The 16373-nt window shown below is 39.5% G+C and carries 12 protein-coding genes; 4 read left to right on the forward strand and 8 right to left on the reverse strand.

The window, feature by feature from the left end; genetic code table 11:
• Position 1: 1 nt before the first annotated feature.
• Entirely contained in the window at positions 2 to 2488 is a 2487-nt protein-coding gene (gene hrpB, locus ACPUEN_RS04970) for an ATP-dependent helicase HrpB (RefSeq protein WP_425638976.1), read from the reverse strand.
• A 341-nt stretch (positions 2489 to 2829) separates the two neighbouring features.
• Between hrpB and ACPUEN_RS04975 the strand changes: the two genes are divergently transcribed.
• The 3 genes from ACPUEN_RS04975 (at position 2830) to ACPUEN_RS04985 (ending at position 8565) form a co-directional block, all read left to right on the forward strand.
• Positions 2830 to 4059 (forward strand): FAD-dependent oxidoreductase, encoded by a 1230-nt coding sequence (locus ACPUEN_RS04975; RefSeq protein ID WP_425638978.1) that lies wholly within the window; start codon positions 2830 to 2832, stop codon positions 4057 to 4059.
• A gap of 6 nt (positions 4060 to 4065) precedes the next feature.
• Positions 4066 to 5028, forward strand: coding sequence for a glycosyltransferase family 2 protein (locus tag ACPUEN_RS04980; protein ID WP_425638979.1), 963 nt, complete (start codon positions 4066 to 4068; stop codon positions 5026 to 5028).
• A 240-nt stretch (positions 5029 to 5268) separates the two neighbouring features.
• Positions 5269 to 8565, forward strand: coding sequence for an amidohydrolase family protein (locus ACPUEN_RS04985; protein WP_425638981.1), 3297 nt, complete (start codon positions 5269 to 5271; stop codon positions 8563 to 8565).
• Positions 8566 to 8820: 255 nt separating this feature from the next.
• Here ACPUEN_RS04985 and ACPUEN_RS04990 read toward each other — a convergent pair whose 3' ends face one another.
• The 7 genes from ACPUEN_RS04990 to ACPUEN_RS05020 all read right to left on the reverse strand — a co-directional run bounded on the left by ACPUEN_RS04990 (position 8821) and on the right by ACPUEN_RS05020 (position 15624).
• The gene (locus ACPUEN_RS04990) at positions 8821 to 9537 is read right to left on the reverse strand and encodes a spheroidene monooxygenase (RefSeq protein WP_425638983.1); all 717 of its coding nucleotides are present in this window, start codon (positions 9535 to 9537) and stop codon (positions 8821 to 8823) included.
• 347 nt (positions 9538 to 9884) lie between these two features.
• Entirely contained in the window at positions 9885 to 10730 is an 846-nt protein-coding gene (locus tag ACPUEN_RS04995; RefSeq protein ID WP_425638984.1) for a glycosyltransferase family 2 protein, read from the reverse strand.
• The gene (locus ACPUEN_RS05000) at positions 10727 to 11374 is read right to left on the reverse strand and encodes a hypothetical protein (RefSeq protein ID WP_425638986.1); all 648 of its coding nucleotides are present in this window, start codon (positions 11372 to 11374) and stop codon (positions 10727 to 10729) included. The genes ACPUEN_RS04995 and ACPUEN_RS05000 overlap by 4 nt, the downstream gene beginning before the upstream one ends.
• Complete coding sequence (locus ACPUEN_RS05005; RefSeq protein ID WP_425638987.1) at positions 11371 to 12204, reverse strand: 3-keto-5-aminohexanoate cleavage protein; 834 nt, start codon at positions 12202 to 12204, stop codon at positions 11371 to 11373. Before ACPUEN_RS05005 ends, ACPUEN_RS05000 begins: the two co-directional genes overlap by 4 nt.
• Before the next feature lie 320 nt (positions 12205 to 12524).
• Positions 12525 to 13031 (reverse strand): DUF2911 domain-containing protein, encoded by a 507-nt coding sequence (locus tag ACPUEN_RS05010; RefSeq protein ID WP_425638989.1) that lies wholly within the window; start codon positions 13029 to 13031, stop codon positions 12525 to 12527.
• A 161-nt stretch (positions 13032 to 13192) separates the two neighbouring features.
• Positions 13193 to 14341 carry a Gfo/Idh/MocA family protein gene (locus ACPUEN_RS05015; RefSeq protein WP_425638990.1) on the reverse strand — a complete coding sequence of 383 codons (1149 nt, stop codon included), beginning with the start codon at positions 14339 to 14341 and terminating at the stop codon, positions 13193 to 13195.
• Positions 14342 to 14487: 146 nt separating this feature from the next.
• The gene (locus ACPUEN_RS05020) at positions 14488 to 15624 is read right to left on the reverse strand and encodes an MBL fold metallo-hydrolase (RefSeq protein WP_425638991.1); all 1137 of its coding nucleotides are present in this window, start codon (positions 15622 to 15624) and stop codon (positions 14488 to 14490) included.
• A gap of 290 nt (positions 15625 to 15914) precedes the next feature.
• Here ACPUEN_RS05020 and ACPUEN_RS05025 point away from each other — a divergent pair, with 290 nt between their 5' ends.
• Positions 15915 to 16373, forward strand: a complete 459-nt coding sequence (locus ACPUEN_RS05025; protein ID WP_425638992.1) for a (2Fe-2S)-binding protein — start codon at positions 15915 to 15917, stop codon at positions 16371 to 16373.

The raw sequence follows: 16373 nt of genomic DNA on the forward strand, positions 1-16373 counted from the left end.
TTTAATTCTTCCTTTTCACACCTCTTACGGCTTCAGCAGATATTGGGTCTTCAGGCCATTCATGCTTTGGATACCGTCGTTTCAGTTCCTTTTTCACTTCAAAATACCCATTTTGCCAAAAGCTTTTCAGATCCTGAGTAAGCTGAACAGGTTTATATCCTGGTGAAAGCATCTCAATCAAGACATTTACTTTTCCATTATTCACAGTCGGGGTTTCTAACAAACCAAAAAGCTCTTGAAGTCTAACTGCCAAAAGAGGGATTTCTTCCTTTCGGTATTCTAGTTTTACTTTACTCCCAGATGGTACTTCAATACTCGCTGGTGCAAGCCTATCTAATTCCTTTTGTTGGTCAAAATCAAGAGAATGCAACAATATTTGACTCAAGTTTAACTTTTTGAAATCATCATTTTTCTGAATTCCTTCCAAGTATGGTTTTATCCAATTTTCTGGATTTTCACAAAGTGATGCAACTGACCAGTCTGGCCAATTTTGATCAGGATACCATTGTTTCAAGGATTGTATCCGTAGAATCAATTGCTCTACATCCTCATTGAAATCAAGTAAATACTCACCTTCTTCGCGGATCGCTTCCAGGATTGCTTCGGTCACATCTCCTTCAGAATACTTTGCCAATGGCCGCGTGCCTAGGATAATTGATCCAATCCGAATTTCAGAATGTGCCTGTAAGCCACCTTTTTTTCTATCCCATTTTAAGACTTCTTTTGCCTTTAACATAGGCGCCAAATCTTTGGGATTGATCGGAGCAGCCATCCAGATTTTGCCCATTCCTTCCCGTGCATCCACATGAGCTACTGCAAGCCAAGACTCATGAGCCAAATCATCCTTATGCCCGATCTGAGCGATCTTTCCATTTGCTAATTGGAACTGGGCGTTATTTCCTGGACGAGCTGCAGCGATGCGCTCAGGATAGGCATAGGCTAGAAGCAGGCCAGTTTGCCAAGGATCAACAGGGCTATTTTCTGGCTGAATAGAAAACATCTTGCGGTAAGATGCTGCCATCTTTTCTATTTTCTTAATCCTAGGAATACTGACATTGTGCTGACGGAATCTTCGAAGTGCTTCTATTCGTAGATTCAAATCCACACCGACATCTGGCCCCAGTGGATCTCGTTCATCCAAAATCGCTGCTATATCCGTCGCCAAACCAAGCTGATCAATCTCCTCTGCATTGATCAGCATGTGCGCGATTCGTGGATGAGTTGGCAGTTTATGAACTTCCTTCCCGTGTGGGGTGAGCTCCCCATCTACTATCGCTTCTATGGATTCCAGTGTCTTTTCTGCCAAAGCTAATGTACCAGCCGGAGGGGGAGTGAGCCAAGTCATGGAACGGATGTCCTGCTTTCCCCAAGCTTTCATATCCAACACCAAACCAGTCAAATCTGCTACCATCAATTCCAGCGTTCTAAACTCATTCAGTTGATTTTGAATGGCTTGTGTCCAAAGTCTGTAGCTGTGACCCGCGGTCAATCGACCAGCACGACCTGATCTTTGATCGGCTGAATCCTTGCTGATTCTATGTAAAACCAAGCGAGATAAACCAGATCTTGGGTCAAATCTGGATGATTTGGCGAAGCCTGAATCTACTACCACTTTTACTCCCTCGATAGTCAAAGAAGTTTCCGCTATATCTGTGGAAAGTACAATCTTTCGCTTTCCGGAAGGATGAGGCATGATCGCTCTGTTCTGATCACCTGGAGACAGTTGCCCATAAAGTGGCAATACCAGATCGTTGGGAAGTGCTTTTCTTAAAATATCCTGAGCCTTTCGGATTTCACCTTGACCAGGCAAAAACACCAAAAAATCCCCCTCATGAACTTTGGTCAATGGAATAATCTGCCTTGCGGTATCTTCTCCAATCGAATATTGATCGACCTCGTTCATATAATTCACTTCCACAGGATACTGCCGACCCTTACTTTCGATCACGGTTGATCCGAGCAAACCAGAAAGCACTTTCGCATCTATGGTAGCAGACATCAAAAGGATTCTAAGATCAGGCCTTAGTACTTGCTGCACTTCCCGACAAAGGGCTAGAGCGACTTCAGAATGAAGGTTTCTCTCATGAAATTCATCAAAAATCACCAAACCTACATCTTCCAGTGCATTGTCTGAATGAAGCATACGAGTCAATATTCCCTCAGTAATTACTTCCAATCTTGTGTCGACAGATATAGCCGATTCGAATCGAATTCTATAGCCTATTAGGTGACCCAACTTGGTGTCTGTCATAGATGCCATGCGTTGAGCAATCGTCTTTGTCGCTAATCTTCTTGGTTCCAGCATGATGATCTTTTTGCCAGCCAGCCAGGGTTCATCAAGTAAGGTTAAGGGTAGGAGTGTGCTTTTCCCGGCACCCGGAGGGGCTTGGATGATCAGGGAGTTAGCAGAAGAAAGCTGGGATTTAACTTGAGGAATAATCTCCGCTACCGGGAGATCAAAAGAAGAAGGATCAAAATTTTCGAGCATGGGCTGCAAAAATAGGATTTCTTAGGTAGAAAGGGAATTGTGGTAATAGGTAAAATCTTTACCCTAAAAAGGCTTTCAATTTCAAATAGGAAATAAAAAAATAAGAACGTGACAGATTATCTTCTACAAACAATTTTTCAAGGTCACAGCTCTAATAAAATCTAGGTATTTGAACTCATCCTGCGAATAGGTCAATATTTGAATAAATGGTAACGCTTGCTTATTAAATTTTAATGTTGCTAATGAGACCGTTTATATAGATTATAGTGGGATTAGGGCTCAATTCGCCTATTTTTGGGTTGAATGAATGATGATTTTTAACTTTTAAAAGACTTAATAAATTGAAAGATAAGAGAATTGCAATCCTTGGTGCTGGGGGATTAGGTGTTTGCACAGCCTTAGAGCTAGCAAATCGTGGCTATACAGTTGATGTTTATGAAGAAAATAGTGCTCCAGTAAAAAAAGCAAGTTATGTCCAAGAGGGAAAAATTCATCTAGGGCTGATTTATGCGATGGATCGAGATTTTCATACAGCTAAGGAGATGATTAATGGGGCATTACATTTTATTTCCTATCTGAAGAGGTGGATTGAAATCAATCCTGAAGATATTATTTCCACCCCTTTTTACTATGGTGTTCATACCGGTTCATTGATGAGCCCAGAAGAAGTATCTGTACATTATCAGCGTTGCAGTGATTATTTTGCCGAGGCTAGAAAACATTTCAAAAAAGACTACCTCAATCTATTTGAGTCTTTAGAAGTATCAAAGCTGGCAAACTCCCAAATTGGAGATATTGCGAATCCAGAATATATGTCTGCGGTTTTTCAGACTACCGAATACGCGGTAGAGCCAAGAATTATTTCAAAAAAGCTAACAGAAGCGATTGTTTCCCACCCAAATGTTAATCTATTTCTCAATACTAAAGTCACGGCAGTTTCTGATCAGGGAAATAGCCTAAAAGTTCATTTTATTCGTGATTCCAAGGTGGATTCGGAGAGCTATTCTGAGGTAATCAATGCTACTTGGAATGGTTTGCTTGCTATAGACAAAACTATGGGTATAGAACCCCCTCAGAAATGGTCACATCGCTATAAATTTGGCAATAAAATCTTCATCCCCTTAAAGCCTGATGATTTACCATCTCTTACCATTGTACAAGGTCCTTTCGGGGATACTGTAAATTTCAGAGATAGAGGTCTTTTTATGTCTTGGTATCCAGTTGGAAGGACAGGCTGGTCTGAAGATTACCGGGCTCCTGAGTGGGATACTCAGTATTCTGAAGAGGAGCGAATGGAGGTATTCGAACAAAGCTTAGCTAAAATTGCACTTCGGATCCCGAAGCTGAACAAGCTTAAATTCGAAACTAAAGACATCAGTCCTGTAGGTGGCGTGATATATGCCCATGGCAATAAAGATGTAGATTCTGCAGAAAGTAAGTTACATACGCGTTTTGAGGTGGGTATGCGATCCTTTGGTAATTATCACACAGTCAATACAGGTAAATACACCATTATTCCTTTGCTGGCTGTTACCATAGCTAATCAGATTACTGGAAAAAACCTAAACTAATTCTCCTTGAAAAGTCCGCTAATATCCATCATAATAGCTACCTATAATTCCAGTCATGTGCTTCGCTATGCAATGCAAAGTGTACTGGATTCAGATTATCAAAATTGGGAAATGATCGTGGTTGGAGATTGCTGTACTGACGATACAGAAGAGGTGGTCCTAGGCTTTAATGATCCTCGGATTTCCTTTTCAAATTTGGAGCAAAATAGTGGTCAACAAGCAAGACCAACCAATGTAGCACTCGGAAAAGCAAAAGGAGAATATATTGCTTTTCTGAATCAGGATGACCTTTACTTTAAAGATCACTTAAGTAGGTGTGTGGTGGAAATCATGCAATTCCAAGCTGAGTTTATGATTGTTCCTGGGATCAAAATTTCTCCTTCGACTCCCCAAGACCTAGATAATAATTCATTTGCTGCCGAAATGTATGCGGTTCATCCAAAGGGGAAATTTTCAGCGCACATATTTAGTATTGCATCTACTTGGTTTGTGCATCATTCTGTTCCAAAAAAAATTGGAGATTGGAAAATGGAGAAGGAACTGTTTGTCACTCCTTCACAAGAATGGCTTTTCCGTGCACATACAAAAGATATTGCTTTTCATTTTCCGCAGCGTGCGGGAGTTATCATTATTCATAGTGCAGAACGAAAAGGGTTTTATACAGAGAATAAAAGCTTCGAACACGATTATTTCTTCTCTAGAATACATGATCTGGCATTTAAACTAAGCTTATTAGAAAAAGCAGCAGTGAAAAGTTCAAGTGATTACAATCATCAAGTTTTCGTGAACCGCAGTAATCCTATTCGGAGAATGATAGCTAAGCTTTTTCATCGGATTTTGAAAAGCTTTGGTATTCACCCAACTACTTTTCGACTTTATTTGAAATGGAAAAAAAGAGGGAAATACATAGGACATTTAAAAGCTATTGCTGAGCAGCCTAAAGAGGAAGGCGTAATTGAAAAGTCCTAATAGAGATTTGTCAGTATCCTACTGAGCGTTAATGCTTGTATGGGCACTAGCTGTGAGTTAGTAACTAAATCGTTCAATCCACCTAAATTTGGTATTCGTTTGCAGTCTCAACTGCTCAGCATCACATACTTATAACTCGAAGAATCGAAGCAAACTTCGCTTACCTCTCATCCTAAACTCCTTTTACATAAAGCATTATCGTAGTAGATTGGATGTTTTAAATCAACCAACCACCCAACTATGAAAAAGCTCATTCTAGCAATGCTAGCCTTGACTTTCTCTTTTGCAACATTTGCTCAAGATGATTCTGCGAAGTCAGAGAAGAAAAAGGACTTACCGCTTGAATCAGGAAGAACCTTTGACTTTGACCTTTCTGAAGGTTCCTGGATCGCTCTCGATGTCAGCCCTGATGGAAAATCCATTGTTTTTGACTTCTTAGGAGATATTTACAGTATTCCGATAACAGGCGGTCACGCTACCCAGCTTACATCCGGAATGCAGTTTGATGCGCAACCTAGATATAGTCCTGACGGTAAAAAAATTATTTTTATCTCAGATGAATCAGGCGGAGAAAACGTCTGGACCCTGAACTTAGATGACAAAGAAAAAAAGCAAATCACTAAAGGAAACGACAATAGATACCAAGGACCAGAATGGATTCCTGATGGAAAATACATGATTGCATCCCGGCAAGGTGGTGATGGATCGCATAAAATATGGCTTTATCATGTGGATGGTGGTTCAGGCGTCGCGCTGGTCAAAGAACCAAATTCATTAAGAATGCTAGAAGGAGCATTTAGTGATGAGGATCAATATGTTTGGTTTTCAGAACGTAGTGGTTCTTGGACCTACAATGCACCCATGCCTCAATACCAGATTTCTAAGTACGATCGAGAATCAGGTGAGATGATTGAGCAGTCTTCTCGCTATGGTTCAGCTTTTCGTCCAACTCCTAGCAGTGATGGGAAATGGTTGGTTTATGCCACACGACACGAAACCGAAACAGGATTAATTCTGAGAGATCTTGCTACAGGGGATGAGAGTTGGTTGGCATATCCTATTCAGCACGACGATCAGGAATCCAGAGCATCAAGAGATGTACTTCCGGGATTTTCTTGGACTCCTGATGACAAAAGCATTGTGATCTCTTACGGTGGTAAAATTCACCAAATAGAGGTAGCTAGTAAAAAGGCTATTGAAATTCCTTTCAGAGTAAAAAGTAGCATTCCTTTAGGTCCAGAGTTGGATTTCGACTATCCAATTTCAGATGATGAAAAATTCACTGTTACTCAAATCAGAGATATAGCCCCATCTCCAAATGGGAAGCAATTGGCATTTACGGCTCTAAATGAGTTGTATCTATTGGATTTGCCAAATGGCACACCGAAGAAACTTGTGACTTTGGATGAAACCCAAGCAGAGCCAACATGGTCTCCTGATGGGCAATGGATTGCCTTTGTCACTTGGGAGTCTGAAGGTGGAAAACTATATAAAATAAGACCTAACGGGTCTGACTTAACTCAGCTTAACAAAGCTGATGGTGTTTTCCAAAATCCAGTCTGGAATAACGACGGGACTAAAATCGTTTTAATCAAAGGTCAGTCAGAAGATTTTAGAAATGCCCTCCAAAGAACAGCATTTAGAGGTACAAGTGATCTTATTTGGATCTCTGCCAATGGCTCTGAAAATAACTTTATTTCTTTTACCAATGGCAGATCAAATCCACACTTCACCAAAAACTCGGATCGTATTTATTTATCAGGTAGGAGTGGATTAGTTTCAATTCGCTGGGATGGGACTGACGAGAAAGAACACGTGCAGGTGACAGGAAAATCAGCTCCTGGTTCTTCCAATGCTCCAAGAGCGGATTGGATAAAAATGGCCAGAGAAGGTGATCAGGCATTGGCAGCTATTGGAACGGATTTATTTGTGGTAACGGTACCTCAAGTGAGTGAAAAAGCGCCAAGTATTTCAGTTTCTGACGCAACAAAATCGGCTTTTCCAGCTCGTCAGTTGACAGATATTGGTGGTCAATTCCCTGCATGGGGTTGGGACAGCAAGACAGTTCACTGGGCTATTGGAAATGCTCACGTTGCATATTCACTAGATGATGCCAAAGCTTTTGAAGTACAAAAGGAAGCTGAAGCAAAGGCGAAGAAGGAAACAGAAAAAGATACGGATACTAAAAAAGAAGCTGAAGAGAAGAAAGACGAAGATAAAACATCAAAAGAATACGAGCCAATCGAACGTAGAATCGAAGTAAAGGCAGATCGAGATATCCCTCAGGGAACTGTACTCCTTAAAAATGCTCGTTTGCTGACAATGAAGGATAATGAGGTACTAGAAGGCACTGATATTCTAATTGAAAACAATCGCATTAAGGAAATTGGGAAAGACATTCAGGTGGGAAATAAGGTCAAGGTTATTGATGCTACTGGAAAAACCATTCTTCCAGGATTTGTAGATACTCATTCGCACTTCCGTCATCCCGTGAATTTGCACAGAGGAGAGTTCTGGCCTTACCTGACCAATTTGGCTTTTGGTGTAACAACTACCCGTGATCCCCAGACAGCAACGACTGATGTATTGACTTATGGTGACCTAGTGGATGCAGGCAAACTTATTGGACCAAGAATTTACTCTACTGGCCCAGGCATTTTTGCAAGTGAGAATGTCAGCAGCTTAGAAAATGCCCGAAAAGTCATGAAACGCTACAGTTCTTATTACAATACAAAAACTGTAAAAATGTATGGCGCAGGAAATCGTCAGCAGCGGCAATGGATTATTCAAGCGGCTCGGGAGCATAATATTATGCCTACTACTGAAGGGGGGCTTGATTTTAAGAATAACCTTACGCAAGTAATTGATGGCTATCCAGGTCATGAGCATTCCTTTCCGATTTTCCCATTGTACAAAGACGTGATTGACTTGGTAGCTTTTTCAAGGACTGTCTACACACCAACATTATTAGTGGCTTATGGCGGACCTTGGACGGAAAACTATTTCTACGCTACAGAAAGCCCTCACGACGACCCTAAGTTGATTCATTTTATGCCACATTGGAACTTGGACTCTAGAACCCGAAGACGCAACGATGGCTGGTTTATGGAAGATGAATATGTACATGTAGAGGAATCAACCTTTGCAAAGGACTTGGTAGAAGCTGGTGGTCGTGCGGGCATTGGTAGCCATGGACAATTACAAGGTTTAGGCTATCACTGGGAGCTTTGGGCGGTGCAATCTGGAGGCATGTCTGAATATGATGTACTTAGAGTTGCGACCATTCTTGGTGCTGAAGCAATAGGATTAGATCAAGATTTAGGAACCCTGGAAGTAGGTAAACTTGGGGATTTGGTAATACTAAATAGCAATCCATTGGACAACATTAAAAACTCTAAAGACATCAGTCATGTGATGATGAACGGGAGATTATATGAAGGAAATACCTTGGATGAAGTGCATCCTGAAGTGAAGAAAATGCCGGAATTTTGGTGGCAAGATTATGCTCCAAAGGATGTGCCGGGGGTAAAACCATAAGAATGAACTCAATCCAGATCTTACGATTTGTCTTGACAATAAGTCCTTTGTATTTCCCTTTCGCATTGATAAGCATTATGTGAGCAGTCAGTATTTACTACCATGAAGGAAAAGTAGAGATTTAGGTCAAGCAATTATTGAATTTAGCCTCATTTATTGCTTGACTTATTTTTAAACCAGAAGCATTTATTGATCTATTTCTGATTTAGTGCCATTTTACTATTCTTGTTTATTACTCCTCTAATTCCCGCTTTTTTAGAGTAATTTATCCAATTGGTAATCTAAATTACCCCAACTTCCTTCAGTTCTGTAAGGGATAAAATTTGCAAAAAGCTCTTCAGCATACCAGCCCAGCTCACGCGTTTTTTTGATCACTTCCATGTGAAGAGGATTTCCATAAGCGTAATTATGCATAGCTTCATATGATTCCCATATGCTAAAAGTAGCTTGCATAAACCAAGGGTATTCTCCTATCCCAATGGAATATATCGAACCTTTGACCTCATCTACTTTTTTTCCCAAAGAGGGGACTTTACTCCAGAATTTAGGGAGGAACTTTAGCTTTATCCTTGCTCTAGTGATTACCGCTATGGGCCCAGTTGGTTTGATAGCCTGTGTTTCATAGGGGTTAGTTCCAAACCAGAGGCCATGTGCTCTCGTAGTTTTCAGAAAGATGGTGTACAGTTCGGAGGTTCTATTTCTAAATTCTAAAAAAGTCTTTGAATTTTGCATGAATTCATCTGCATACGCTTCTGATTCCCAGACACAGTGGAGCGCATAAATGTTAACATTCAGCATTTTAGAAAAACCATTCTTTCCGCCACTACCCATCAATTTGAAAAAACTAAGCCCAGGTACTTTGGCAAATTTTTTCGGAGCCTTTTGCATTTGCGCGAATATCCAGAAGGCATTTAATCCTTCAAACCTTAATAAGGTAACTGTACTGACCTGAGAAACTGTTTGATCAATCATAGATGGAGGTTTGCTTGTACCAACTCTTCAAAGCAAGAAATTAACTTCCTGCTTAATGATTTATATAAAAAGATGTGCCATCTCTAAAAGTGTAGTACCAGGTTTTCAGACAAGTACCGACCAAGGCAAATTCTTATCTACATAAATCATAATGTAAATTCTGTAGTAGAGCTTATTGTTTTAAAAAGGCGCAAATAATTGAAAAGCATCCTATGATATTAATTCAACCTAAGACTTAGCAACTATTAGAGGGTCTTTTACTAAAAATGGTATTACTTTTTGAGTATTTGGATTCTAAACGGTATTTCCGGACTATATGCCACCGTACAGACTAAAACCTTCAATTATCAAATCCTCAAAAGGGATTTGATGTATTTTTTAAAGAAATATCCTGAACCACTAGTAAGAAAAGTATACATACTAAAATGAATATATCTGAAAAAATAAAAATGTATCATAGCAAAATCCCGGGCTGTTTCCTGCTTTTTCTTTGATCGAAATATGCCTGAAGAATTGTACCTGTAGAACGAAGAAGTAAACGACTGACCAGCTATTTTTCCTTTAATTTTAAAATAAGAAAATAACACCATATCCATAGCGAAAGCTTTGTAGATAATAGGATTGGACATAAGCGATTTAAGGTCATTTCTAAACATCCATGTCGAGACATGCCCTAGGTAATGAATTGTTTTTAATACTTCAGGCTCAAAGATTCTGTCCTGCACTGCCTCCACAAAGCTGCTGAGATTTTGCCTTTGGTGTATGTAGCTTGAATAGACTAAACTGACCTCAGGATTTTCATTCAGAAATTGATACTGCTTTTGCAGTTTCTCATTATCGATCCAATAGTCGTCACCATCGCATAGACAAATGAATTTTCCTCTTGCCGCCTTTAAGTTCTCAAGGAAGTTAAACCGTCCAGTTTTCTTTCCTCGGATGAAAATCTTATTGTTTGGATCTCTTTTAAACAATCGAATTGTTTCCGGATATTTTTTTGCATATATCTCACAGATTTCTCCTGTACGATCCACGCTGCCGTCTTCTCCAACAATAATTTCAAAGTCAAATTCTGTTTTTTGGCTTAGAAGACTATCCAGGCATTGCGCAATGTACTCTTCGTGTTGAAATGTCTGGACGCAGATGGATACCAAGGGTGAAGAAATTATTGGAAGAGCTGAATCGTTTGTGATCATTTTTGACGAACTACTTTACACGGATTACCGAAAGCAATGCAATTGGCAGGAATATCTTTCGTAACTACACTGCCAACTCCAATAGTTGTGTTTGGACCTATGCTGATGTTATCCTTAATAACTGCCCCAGATCCAATTAAACAGCCTTCTCCAATGTTAATCATCCCAGAAAGAATTGCACCTGGGTTGATATCAGTAAATCGCCCAATTGAATTGTGATGCCCAATTCTACAGCCACGTTTCAGAGAAACGCCAAATTCAATTTTGCTCTGAGCGCTGATAATTACCCCAGGTTCTACTAAAACGCCGGTTGAAATTAAACTAGAAGGAGCGATGTAGGCACTAGAGTGAATTAGTTGAGTATACCTTGATTCTGAAATTCCATAAGAATTCAAAAAATCTTCAAAAATTGCCAATTTGTTTTCAGGGCCTGTTGCGCCAAAGAATAGCTCATCTTCTTCAGGTGGGCAACTTCCAGCTTCTTTGATCTCAATAGAATAGATTTTCATAGGCATGAAAGGTTCTATTCCAAAGTCCTTATTTGGGTAAAACACAAACTCATTTTGCAAATTTATTTCGGAAATAAGGTCCAAAAAAATCGCTGCACTGTCTCTTGAGATCCCAACAAAGCTTATTTTACTCATTTTTTACGATTGTAAAAGCCCAATTCTCCAAGTTCTTTTGGTGAAAAAAGTTGTTTCGAATGAAGGGACATTATTTCATGAACTCGTAATAACAAGTTCTTATTGGTAGCTAATTTTCCTCCTTTTTGATCAAACCAGATATTATCTTCTAATCCTACACGAACTCCATGTCCCATAGCAATAGAAGCCCCATTTACTACAAGTTGATTTTCTCCTAATCCTGCTAAGCTTGTGAAATGATCTGATGGAATATCTTGTAAAGCTGCTCCTATGTGCGAGAAACTAGCCTGCATCCCTGCAATATTTCCAAACAACAGGTTCCAGTAAAAGGGACCCTCAATCAAATTCTTTTTGATCAGGTATTTCCCATAATTTATCATACCTAGGTCAAAACATTCTAATTCAGGCACAACCCCATATTCCTTCATCTTGCTGGCTAGACCTAATATTGTGTCTGGGGAGTTAGTAGAAGCTTGGTGTTGGAAATTTAGTGACGATAGTGTTAAAGAACACATATCTGGCTGGAGTTCAATCACTTCAGATCTTTTGTGTAATTCGGGAAAATTTCTTCCTGAGCTACTGCCACAAATGATCAAGTCAGGACAATGCTTTCGTACGCCTTCAAATATCTCCTGATAAACAGATTTTCTATACGTAGGAGTGCCATGTAAGTCACGCGCATGGAGATGAGCAATGGTAATTCCTATTTCGTATGCCTCGTGGGTTTGCTCAATAATTTCACTTGGACTAATTGGAATGTGGGGAGTTTCTAATTTGGTAGGAACCATCCCAGTAGGGCAAAAATTAATTATGGTTTTTTTAGAATTCATTTTTATAAAAAGCCTTTCAAGATCAAAAATTAGTGAATATTTCTTCAGTTTTCTTTGACTGTGATTATTAAGTTCATGTTCTCAAATTATTAAAAATCTAAATGTAATGATAATTAAAGTGCTATTCGAATACAAAAAAACAGTCTTATAAACGCTGGATTAGGAGAGCTTAGGTTTTTAAAATAACAATATTTTGTTTAAAGCCCTATTCAAATTTTGACTCTACCTTGAGTAATTCCTGCGCTCAAAACTCTTGAATCATACCCAAAAAAAACCACGAGATAAATCCCGTGGTTCAAAATTAATATAGAATGAAAGTCTTATGAACCTAGCTTTGCAGATGCTTTTCCGTATTCCCATCTGATTTCAAAGCTTGTTGGCTTCACTTCATAAACTAGACGCTCTTCCAACGAAGAAGTTTGTCCTGAAGGAACTGAAACTCTTAACACATCCTCTGCAGAGTTATAGTCAAATGCTCCCCATTGCTTCGCAACTTTATTGAAGATAAGGGTCGAAGAGGTTTCACCTGGAATCACAAAAAAACTATAAGTGCCAGCAGGCAACTTTTTTCCTTCTACCATGATATCCTTAGAAGTAGTGAACGTAGTAGCTTCATTAGCACCAGCTCTCCATACTTCTCCCAGAGGAACTAAATCACCCCAGATTACACGACCTTTAACTGCCGGGCTGCTGTAATTAATTGTGATTTTGGCATCGCCGACCATTCCTTCTGCAGTTTTGGCAGGACTAGCTTTTTCTTGAGCGTTAGCCGCAAAGCCTACAAATACAAGTAGGACTAAGGCTAAAAGATTCTTTTTCAAATTCATTGTCATTGGTTTTAGATTTGCCATCAAAATACGACATTTTATTAAATCAGAAAGTCATTCATTATAGGAATGTAGTCTAATGTCGAGTGTGCGATGTTTTTCAGTTATAAATTATCTTTCATTAACATTTGACACCATCATCCCATTTTCCAACTTACTTTTTAAATCTTAACCCAAGCTTCTTTGGTGTTACTTTCTACAATCGCCTCACCAATGATTAATTCTCTCAAGCCATCAGCAAAAGTAGGGAAGGTAGGAGCATCAGGTTGCTTGCCATCTCTTATAGCCGCGTATACTTCTTTGAAAAGTTGCTTGGAAGTATCTGGGAAACCTTCTTGGTGGCCTCCTGGGAAACTTACTAAAGATCGAGCTCCTTCATCTACCAATGCAGGGTCTTTCATCAAAATAGAGTTTGCAGTGTCTCTCTTACCGATCCAAAGTTCATTTGGCTTCTCAGCATTGAATTCAAAATTGGCTTTAGAGCCAGAGATTTCAATATTCAAACGGTTTTTTCGACCCGCGTTCACTTGGCTTACGACGATAGAACCTGTGCGTCCATTGTCAAAGCGAAGCATGATCGTCGCGTAATCTTCAGAAGTCACTTCATATTCCTCGTAGTCCTTTGGATCAAGAGCTTTTCCAGAGAATGATTCCACTGCCTTCAAAGGCTTCAAACGAGTAGGATGGACGATAGAAAAATCAGCCATAACCGCTGTAACTTTCAACCCAGTCACATATTCTGTCATATCCAAAAGATGAGATCCAATATCTGCCACAACTCTTGAACCACCAGACTGCTTTGGATCCAATCTCCAGCTGTAATCAGTTTTGTGAATCAACCAATCTTGAAGATATGAGCCCATCACGGAGTAAACATCACCCAATTCGCCTTTTTGACGCATCACTCGCATCTGGCGTACCATTGGGTAATATCTTAAATTGAAATGAACTGCATTAATCAATTCGGTTTCCTTTGCCACCTTCACAAGCTCTTCAGCTTCTTCGATTGTCATCGAAAGTGGTTTTTCACACACTACATGTTTACCGGCAAGCATACAGGCTTTTGCCTGCGGAAAGTGAAGGAAATTCGGAGTACAAATATGTACTACTTGTATGCTGTCATCTTTCAGCATGTTATCAAAAGTGTAGGCATTAGGAATACCAAGCTCTGCGGCTTTGGCATCTGCCACTTCCTGATTTACTTCTACGAGGCCAGTTACCTCGATATTAGGAATTCTTCTAAGTGCTTCTAAATGAGCTGGGCCGATAAATCCGGTTCCCACGATAGCTGCTTTGATTGTCTGAGCCATAGGTTTTTTAGGTTGTTTTTTGTTTAATTTCAAAATGTCAAATTAGGAAAAATGCCTCAAAACATTCCAATTCCTATAAAGTGATTTCAATACACTATCTAATTGGGTTTTGAAAATGACTTTAAAAATATATAAAATCTGGATTTTTACTGTTTGGAAATCATCTGTTTAGACAGAACTGAAGGCTCTCGCCACCATTTACGTCTTGTCTGAAGATTTTTATCCAATTCAATGAATTCTCCTATCTCTGGAATATAAACCGGTTGGTTTATTTCATTAGACTTTGCGATTACTCGTTCTACTGGATCTGTCCATGAGTGCATGGCTAGCGTAAATGCTGCCCAATGTATTGGCATAAAAGTTTTAGCTCCGATGTCTTGAGCTGCCTGTGCAGTCTCTTCCGGAATCATGTGAATATCTGTCCATCGGTAATTATACTGACCGCATTCCATCATAGCGAAATCAAATGGACCATATTTCTCACCGATTTGCTTGAAGTGCGGGCCATATCCACTATCACCACTGAAAAAGATGTTATCAGATTTGCCTTGAATAACCCAAGAACCCCACAACGTAGAAAAACGATTGTTCAACCCCCGACCTGAAAAATGACGCGCTGGAGTTAAGGCGAGAAGCAAGTCATCCGCTTGAATCTCATCCCACCAGCCTAATTCATGGATTTGCGAAGCATCGACTCCCCAATCTTCAAAGTGAGCACCCATTCCAAGTGGCATGTAAAAAGACTTTGTTTTGTCCTTTAGCTTTTGAATAGAACCATAGTCTAGGTGGTCGTAGTGATCGTGAGACATAATGATCATATCGATTTGAGGTAACTTTTCAACTTCGATTGGAAGCTCCTTGCTATATCTTTTTTTGCCAAGCAATGGATTTGGAGCAGGAACATCACCAAACATTGGGTCGATCAGGATAGTTTTTCCATCAATTTGAAGTAAAAAAGATGAGTGTCCAAACCAAACCAGTCTTGTAGGATGATTCTTATTTACTAGTTCTAAGGAATCCCTTCGTTCAATTGGTAGTTCAAAATCCGGTCTTCGGGTAGGATCATTTTTGAAAAACTCAGGAAGCATTTTGATGGCTTCAGTAAAGTCCATATCCATGTTTGTAGGCATGAGATTACTGAATTTCCCATCTTTGAAATAGTCTAGCTTTTCATACTGAAGGACTTTTTCCTTTGAAGGATTTGCACCGAATTCAGGACTGAGATTTACAAATAGTATAGCGACAATGGCTATAATTATTATAAAAGAAATGAAGGTGATCATTAGGTGTTTTATTGTTTTAAATAAAAACTTAAGCATACAGAGCTGTAAAAGCGGGGATTAAACTATTGGCTTTAACTGAATATTAGCACAAAAGGTGCGAAGAGGTGGATTTTTATTTATTTCAAATAGCAATGAATTTGGTGATTTATCCAAAGCTATAAATTATGTGTGCTCTTAAAACGCAGCGTCGTTGTGTCGCCGTGAGAGATTTACCTATCATTTTATATAATCGGTTTCTATACTCCTCTCATTTTCTTTATCTTAAACGTGTTAAACTTAATTAATAACCCATGGCAATAATAAATCTTAAAATTAACGGAAAGGCTCATTCGGTTGATGTAGAAGAAGATACCCCACTTCTTTGGGTGCTTCGCGATCATCTAGGATTAGTCGGCACGAAATACTCTTGCGGAGTCGCTCAATGTGGCGCCTGCACTGTTCACCGAAATGGAGAAGCTATGTTTTCCTGCATTACTCCTGCAGCAAGTCTTACTGAAGATGAAATAACAACTATCGAAGGACTTTCAGAAAATGGAGACCATCCGGTCCAAAAAGCCTGGGCAGAAGTAGACGTGGCTCAATGTGGTTATTGTCAGGCTGGACAGATCATGAATGCTTCAGCTTTTCTAGCTAAAAATCAAGCTCCATCTATGGAAGAAATAGATGAGGCAATGAACAGAAATATCTGTCGCTGTGGTACATATCATAAAATCAGAGAAGCCGTTGCAATGGCTGCTAAATCCAAATAA

Source organism: Algoriphagus yeomjeoni, assembly GCF_049821175.1.
Lineage (GTDB): Bacteria > Bacteroidota > Bacteroidia > Cytophagales > Cyclobacteriaceae > Algoriphagus > Algoriphagus yeomjeoni_A.

Excerpts from the sequence above, each read along its gene's own strand:
- hrpB (WP_425638976.1), bottom strand. The coding sequence starts at position 2,488 with ATGCTCGAAAATTTTGATCCTTCTTCTTTTGATCTCCCGGTAGCGGAG.
- ACPUEN_RS04985 (WP_425638981.1), top strand. The coding sequence starts at position 5,269 with ATGAAAAAGCTCATTCTAGCAATGCTAGCCTTGACTTTCTCTTTTGCA.
- ACPUEN_RS04990 (WP_425638983.1), bottom strand. The coding sequence starts at position 9,537 with ATGATTGATCAAACAGTTTCTCAGGTCAGTACAGTTACCTTATTAAGG.
- ACPUEN_RS04995 (WP_425638984.1), bottom strand. The coding sequence starts at position 10,730 with ATGATCACAAACGATTCAGCTCTTCCAATAATTTCTTCACCCTTGGTA.
- ACPUEN_RS05000 (WP_425638986.1), bottom strand. The coding sequence starts at position 11,374 with ATGAGTAAAATAAGCTTTGTTGGGATCTCAAGAGACAGTGCAGCGATT.
- ACPUEN_RS05005 (WP_425638987.1), bottom strand. The coding sequence starts at position 12,204 with ATGAATTCTAAAAAAACCATAATTAATTTTTGCCCTACTGGGATGGTT.
- ACPUEN_RS05010 (WP_425638989.1), bottom strand. The coding sequence starts at position 13,031 with ATGAATTTGAAAAAGAATCTTTTAGCCTTAGTCCTACTTGTATTTGTA.
- ACPUEN_RS05015 (WP_425638990.1), bottom strand. The coding sequence starts at position 14,341 with ATGGCTCAGACAATCAAAGCAGCTATCGTGGGAACCGGATTTATCGGC.
- ACPUEN_RS05020 (WP_425638991.1), bottom strand. The coding sequence starts at position 15,624 with ATGATCACCTTCATTTCTTTTATAATAATTATAGCCATTGTCGCTATA.
- ACPUEN_RS05025 (WP_425638992.1), top strand. The coding sequence starts at position 15,915 with ATGGCAATAATAAATCTTAAAATTAACGGAAAGGCTCATTCGGTTGAT.